Source organism: Microcystis sp. LE19-84.1B (assembly GCF_027531875.1).
GTDB lineage: Bacteria > Cyanobacteriota > Cyanobacteriia > Cyanobacteriales > Microcystaceae > Microcystis > Microcystis panniformis.
Genome location: NZ_JAPZSR010000180.1, coordinates 23,200 through 30,326 on the forward strand (window position 1 = coordinate 23,200; position 7,127 = coordinate 30,326).

The 7,127-nt window shown below is 40.0% G+C and carries 4 protein-coding genes; 3 read left to right on the forward strand and 1 reads right to left on the reverse strand.

Annotated features, from left to right (window positions below; translation table 11 throughout):
- Positions 1-254 precede the first annotated feature (254 nt).
- The 3 genes from sbcC to recJ all read left to right on the forward strand — a co-directional run bounded on the left by sbcC (position 255) and on the right by recJ (position 6,112).
- Positions 255-3,278: an exonuclease subunit SbcC gene (gene sbcC / locus O9324_RS10915; RefSeq protein ID WP_288140192.1), complete on the forward strand. Its 3,024-nt coding sequence runs from the start codon at positions 255-257 to the stop codon at positions 3,276-3,278.
- 19 nt (positions 3,279-3,297) lie between these two features.
- The gene (locus O9324_RS10920; RefSeq protein WP_002765748.1) at positions 3,298-3,552 is read left to right on the forward strand and encodes a MoaD/ThiS family protein; all 255 of its coding nucleotides are present in this window, start codon (positions 3,298-3,300) and stop codon (positions 3,550-3,552) included.
- 277 nt (positions 3,553-3,829) lie between these two features.
- On the forward strand, positions 3,830-6,112 hold the full coding sequence (recJ, locus tag O9324_RS10925; protein WP_288140193.1) for a single-stranded-DNA-specific exonuclease RecJ: 2,283 nt from the start codon (positions 3,830-3,832) through the stop codon (positions 6,110-6,112).
- A 314-nt stretch (positions 6,113-6,426) separates the two neighbouring features.
- Here recJ and O9324_RS10930 read toward each other — a convergent pair.
- The coding region (locus O9324_RS10930; protein WP_288140194.1) for a spermine/spermidine synthase domain-containing protein at positions 6,427-7,127 on the reverse strand (701 nt) is incomplete at its 5' end.

The window sequence follows — 7,127 nt, forward strand, 5'->3', positions numbered from 1 at the left end:
TGTAATGATGGTGAGGAGAATTCTGGAGAACCAAAAAAGCGCATTTGTCCCAGGCTGAATTTCAGTTAAGCTTTGATCAGAGGTTATTGCAGGAGGGAGTTATTGATACCGAATAGATTCACCCAGATGTATTGCGCTGAAACTATCTTTTCCCCGGTTTTTTATCCTCTGATTAATTTTTAAGTTGTACTGCATTCTCCCCACTTCCCCACTTCCCCACTTCCCCACTTCCCCACTTCCCCACTCCCTAGCTTATGATTCCCCTACAATTAACCCTAAAAAATTTTCTCAGTTATCGCGAGGCAGTGCTAGATTTTCGCGGATTACATACTGCCTGTATTTGTGGTGCCAATGGTGCGGGAAAATCCTCTTTACTCGAAGCAATTACCTGGGCAATTTGGGGAGAGAGTCGCGTCTCGATTGGTGATGATGTGATTCATGCGGGCAGCGATTATGCGCGGGTAGATTTCGAGTTTAGTTATGGGGGAGAAATCTATAAAATTATCCGTAGTCGTCACCGGGGGGGAAAAGCTTCTGGTTTAGATTTTCAGGTGATTAATGATCAAAGTTTTCGTCCTTTATCGGGTAAAAGTATTAAAGATACCCAAGCACAGATTAATACTTATCTAAAAATAGACCATAAAACTTTCATTAATTCTGCTTATTTACGACAGGGACAAGCGGACGAGTTTATGAAACAGCCTCCCAGTGGTCGTAAACAGATTTTAGCAGAATTATTACAACTCGATCGCTATGAAATTTTAGCAAATAAAGCCAAGGATATATCGAAACAGTTCGATGGACAGTCCCTCCAGATTGAGCAGCAAGTAGAAACTATCAAACTCCGTCTTCAGGAGAAAAATTCTTATCAAGAACACCTGCAAGAGTTAAGCACCCAAATTAACCAAATTAATCAAGAACAAGAGGTAAATAATCGGCGTTTACAGCAACTGCAAGGGGAGGAAAATCAGCGTCAGAATTGGGAAAAACAGCTGCAGTGGCAAAGAGAACAGGAGCGAGCTTTATTAGCAGAAATTGAGAGATTAGACCGGGAAAAAGTTAGTCTAGACAATCAATTAAATCAAATAAGGACTATTCTTCATCGCAAAAATGACATTATCACCGCACACGAGCGCCTAATCAATTTAGACCAGAAAGAGGCCAGTTTGTCAAGTCAATTGCAAGCTTGGCAACAGGCCCAGTATGATAAACAACAATTAGAACAGAAATTACAGCAAAAAATTAACGAATTTACCCTTCCCATCCAACAAACGAGCGCTCGTTTAGAAGAATTGGGAAGACAGGAACAAGAAACTCAAAAAATTATCGAGCAAGCGGGGGATATTCAAGCAGGATTAGAGAAGTTAAATTATCATCGTCAACGTCTTCAGGAATTGGATAGATTAGCTTTAAAATATGCCCCTTTAAATAGCAGAAAAGCTGATCTAAATATGCAGTTGGAACGGGAAAAAGCCAGAATTAATGCTCGTCGGGAACAACTGCAAAGAAATCGGCAACAATTAGAGACAGAAATCGCTCGTATTCCTCTACTAAGAGAAGAAGCTCTCAATTTAGCCAAACGAATTAAGGAATTAGATAAAAAACAAATCTATTGTGAACGAGTGGAAGAAAAGGAAACCGTTAAACAAGTGGATAAAAAAAGTTTATTGGAGCAACAGAAAAGATATGAAGAACAACTTTTAGAGTTAACTGATAAATTGGAAAAATTGAATATTCCCGATTCGGTTTGTCCTTTGTGTGAACAGAATTTAGACAGTCATCACCGTCATCAGGTAATCAGAAAAACCCATCAACATCAAGAACAAATTCAAGAGCAAATTTGGTCCCTACAGGAACAGATGGCAGACTGCGATCGAGATTTAAAACGTTTACGGGAGGAATTAGCCCAAATTAAACAAGAATTGCCAGTAAGATCGAATCTACAACAAAAATATGTGCAGTTAGAAGTCAAGTTAGAAACTATTGAAGAAAAGGAAATAGAACTAGAGAAAACCGAGGAGATACTTGTGGAGTTAGAAGCACTTTTAAGCAGTGGCAATTATGCCCTAGAATTACAGCAAGAATTGCAAATTGTCAATCAAGAAATCGCCCTATTAAACTATGATGAACAAAGTCATGCTTTAGTCAGAGGAGAAGAAAAAAGATGGCGTTGGGCAGAAATTCAAGAATCAGAACTTAAGCAAGCAAACCGTCGTTTAGCTAATATCAATGCTGAGAAACCTAATTTAATTAACCAATTGGCTAGACTAGAACAGGAGAAACGAGAACTAGGTCAAAATTCCCCACTTAAACAGGAAATTGAACGCTTAGAAAAGCTTATTCAAAACTTAAATTATGATCGCAGTGAACATCAGAATATTCAAAATCTGATCCGACAATTACAGGGGGTAAGATTACAGTATCAAGATTGGCAACAAGCAGAAAAAAATTATCCAGAAATAGCTGCTAAAATTGCTGACATTGAGCAAAGATTACAGCTGCGAAATGAGGATCGCCAAAAGATAAATCAGGAGTTAGCAAATATTATTCAAAAGATTGGTACTTTGACTGACTATCGCCAAGAAATAGCCGCATTATCGACTAATATTCAACAGCGAAGACAGATAATTGATGGATTGCTCTCCCAAAAAGGTCGGGTTGAGGAGAAGTTACATCAACTGGAAACTTTAGGTAAACAACTGACAGAAAAAGAGAGCGATTTAGCTAAAGTTAAAAAACAATATACAGTTTATAAAGAGTTAGCCATAGCTTTTGGCAAAAATGGTTTACAAACTCTGATGATTGAGAATGTTTTACCAGAGTTGGAAGCACAAACTAATCATATCTTAGCTCGCTTAACCGGTAATCAATTTCATGTGCAGTTTTTAACCCAAAAAAGCGGTAAAGGTACGAAGAAACAGCGACAAAAGTTAATCGATACTTTAGATATTATTATTGGTGATACCCGCGGCTCTCGTCCCTACGAAACCTATTCAGGAGGGGAAGCTTTTCGGATTAATTTCTCGATTCGATTAGCTTTAGCGAGATTATTGGCACAAAGAGCCGGAACAGCCCTACAAATGCTCATTGTTGACGAAGGATTCGGAACTCAGGATGCGGAAGGATGCGATCGCTTAATTGCGGCAATTAACGCTATATCCGCCGATTTTGCCTGTATTTTGACTGTAACTCATATGCCCCAATTTAAAGAAGCTTTTCAACATCGCATCGAAGTCCGCAAAACCGAACAGGGTTCCCAATTGATGTTATTATCCTAAGAAAAATATTGATGTAAAGATGGAAAAAATTACGGTAACAGTAAAACTATTTGCTATTTATCAAGAAGTCTATCAAACTTCACAATTAAACCTCGAATTTCCTGCCCACACTTCCGTTACAGAAGTGTTAAACTATATTATAGCCCCCTATCCTCAATTAGAAAGATGGCGCGATGTTACTCGTTTTGGAGTCAATCTTCAGTTTGTTTCGGGAGAGAAAATCCTCGAAAATGGCGATGAGATAGTTTTAATTCCCCCCGTTAGTGGTGGCTAAATGGGGTTTGCGGCAAAAAGTACGGGCGAAGCATTCGGATAGAAAATCTACGGTTTCACCGATAGGTTATTGTCCGAATGCTTCGCCCCTACAGGACGCGGGCTGATGAAGACGCAAGGTTTTGAAGCACGATTCTCTCAAAATCTTGCACCTGTTTCGCGAGAAAAGCCACAAAACCCTTACCTTGCCTACATTTCACATTTATTCAGCAAGCCCTAAATGGAGATAGGGAAAATCACAAAAACTGCCACCTTTTTTACTTTTTCCTTGATATCCCGTGTCTAACTGGCAAATTCCCCCATCGGTAGAGCTTCCCCAAGAGTTTTTAAAAATAGTCCAAGACTGCACCCCAGAGTCGGATGGCAGCGTCGTGGCACAAATATTATGGCATCGCGGTGTCCAAGATGGGGCGACTCTGCGGACGTTTCTGGATGAGAAAGCTTATCAGTCAAAAACTCCCTTTGATTTTGGGCAAGAAATGAACTTCGCCGTCAAAAGACTGGAAAAAGCCCTAAATAAAGGTGAAAAAGTGACTATTTGGGGTGATTTCGATGCCGATGGTGTCACCGCTACCAGTGTCCTCTGGGAAGGATTGGGGCAGTTTTTCCCACCCTATCAACAGTTAGATTATTACATACCCGATCGCCAAAAAGAATCCCACGGCCTCAATTGTCCCGGTATCGAGAAACTAGCGCATCAAGGAACCCGTTTAATCGTCACCTGTGACACGGGAAGCACGAATATCGCTGAAATTGACTATGCAAAAAGTTTAGGCATCGATATTATCATCACCGATCATCATACCCTACCCGACGAGCGCCCCGAGGTGATTGCCCTGATTAATCCCCGCTACTTTGTGGAAACCCATCCTTTCTATCATCTTTCTGGGGTTGCTGTTGCTTATAAATTAGTGGAAGCGATGTATTTAACCCTTGCAGATATTCCCAGAAAACCCCTAGAAAATTTACTGGATTTAGTTGCGATTGGTTTAATTGCCGATTTAGTCAAATTGACGGGAGAATGTCGTTATTTAGCCCAAAAAGGTATGCAAAAACTCCAAAATACTCAGCGTTTAGGAGTTAAAAAATTACTGGATTTATGTAACAAAACCGGAGATAGACCGATGGATATATCCTTCGGTATTGGACCGCGAATTAATGCCGTCAGTCGCATTTATGGTGATGCTAGATTTTGTGTGGAATTACTCACCAGTGAAGATAAAAAGCGTTGTCATGAATTAGCTGAACAAGCGGAATTAGCCAACATTCGTCGCCAAGAAATCCAACGGGATATTATTAAACAAGTTCAGAAAAAACTAGAGAGAATTGATCTTTCTACCACTAATGTAATTATTTTAGATGATCCCCAATGGCCGGCGGGAATTTTAGGATTAGTTGCGGGACAAATTGCCCAAGAATACCAGCGACCAACAATTTTATTAAGTACCAGTGAACCACCTTTTGCTAAGGGTTCCGCTCGGTCAATTCGTGAGATCGATCTTTATCAATTAGTATCCTCTCAATCCCATCTTTTACATCGTTTTGGTGGTCATCCTTTGGCTGCTGGTTTAAGTTTAACCATAGAAAATTTACCGCTATTTATTGAGGGAATTAATCAACAGTTACGACGCACAGGAATTGATTTAACTTCCCTTTCTTCCCAGATAGAAGTGGATGCAGTGGTGACGGTTTCCCAATTGGGAAAAAGTCTATTTCGAGAATTAAAATTACTGGAACCCTGCGGGATGGGTAATCCGACACCGAAGCTATTAATTCAAAATTGTTATTTTCACAATCTTTGGCATAACAATCTTCAGGATTTAAAAGGCAAAAAAATCGCTTATCTCCGGACAACTTTTGATATCTGGGATAGTTCTATCGAGCAGGGATTCCCGGGTATGTGGTGGGGTCATCACAAAGATGAAATTGCTGTCGATACCCGTTATGATGCCGTAGTAGAATTGGATTTTAATACCTCCAAAAATCGCTATGAAGTGCGCTTAATTGCTCTGCAACTTTATCAACAAGAATCCCTAAGCTATGGCAATAAAAAAGATTTTTTAATCGACAATCGTAATCGAGAAATTAATCAAGAAGTTAACCAATTAAATCCCCTTTTTCTCTGGGAATGTCCCCGGGATTGGACAAAACTTTCTAGGGAATATCAACAGGCAATTTTACGGGATAAAAAGTTAGTTCTTGCCTATGCTAGTCCTTTGAAAAAATCCGCTCACACCAGATGGATAAACCTTGTGGGGATTGGGAAATATTTAGCTAGAACTAAAACCAGTATTTCCCGTCAACAATTACAAAACCGCTTAAACCTCAGTTATCATACCCTAGAATTAGGATTAATTTCCTTAGCAGAAAATGGCTTTAAAGTCAAGAAAAATCAAGAAAATTTATCCTTTGAATTAATCAATCATGAGGCAAAAATTAATAAGATTGAGCAATTTCTGGAAGCGGTGGCCTTAGAAAACTTTCTCCAGCAATACTTTGCTACTGTTCCCCTAGAAATTCTGCAAACAATTCTTAATCACGAAGACTCGATCGATTTCTAATTAGGGTTTGCTAAAAAAGTTTGTTGGTGAGGTGTGGGGTGTGGGGTGTGGGGTGTGGGAATTATGAATTATGAATTATAAATTATGAAATGGGGAAATGGGGAAATGGGGAGACCACTTCGTGCGCGTTGCGGGGGGAAGTGGGGAAGTGGGGAAGTGGAGCATTTGGCTGAAATTTCCCTAAACCCCTAAACCCCTAAACCCCTAAATCCCTATCACCCGACTCCTGACGACCGACTCCCGATTACTGATAACTGATAACTGATAACTGATAACTGATTACTGATAACTGATAACTGATAACTGATAACTGATTACTGATTACTGATAACTCCTTGACCGAAGAATTTCGGGGGTTTTGCTAGGGTATAAACTTCCGTATTTTGTGCGATAGCTTGACGAATATAGAGAGGAGTTTGTAACATTCCTAGTAAAGTCATGCCATCAATTAAACGTAATCCTCCCGTAGTTGTATCGGTGATTAATTCATCCACCACATCGGGATCGGGACGAGTATTTAAAGGATGATTAGCACAGAGAGTAAAACCCCAAGGGGAACCATAACTAGGAGTAGGAGCGCAATAGGAATGAACGTAGGGAAAAACTGCTTTTAAAGTATTCACCAAACGCGCATGATACATCACCGAAGGAGGAGAAACCGGGCCAGATTGGACAACAACAATGCCATTTTCGGCCAAAACTCTCTGTAGTTTTTCAAAGTATTCTTTCGTGAATAGGGGGAAAGAAGGACCCTCTCCGATGGGATCAACCAGATCAGAAATAATAATATCCCATTGATCGTTAGTGGTGTCTAAAACTTCTAAAGCATCAGCGACAACTAACTCAAAACGAGGATCATCAAAAGTGCCTTGGTGCATTTCGGGAAGATGTTCCTTACAAGCTGCCACCACATCCCCATCGATATCGATCATCATCACTTTTTCGATTGTTTTCCAACGCAATAACTCCCGCGTTGTCGCACCTTCACCACCTCCCAGAATTAAAGCAGTTTTTG

Bases quoted from the DNA above. Each gene is read 5' to 3' on its own strand.
- sbcC (WP_288140192.1), top strand. From the start codon at position 255: ATGATTCCCCTACAATTAACCCTAAAAAATTTTCTCAGTTATCGCGAG.
- O9324_RS10920 (WP_002765748.1), top strand. From the start codon at position 3,298: ATGGAAAAAATTACGGTAACAGTAAAACTATTTGCTATTTATCAAGAA.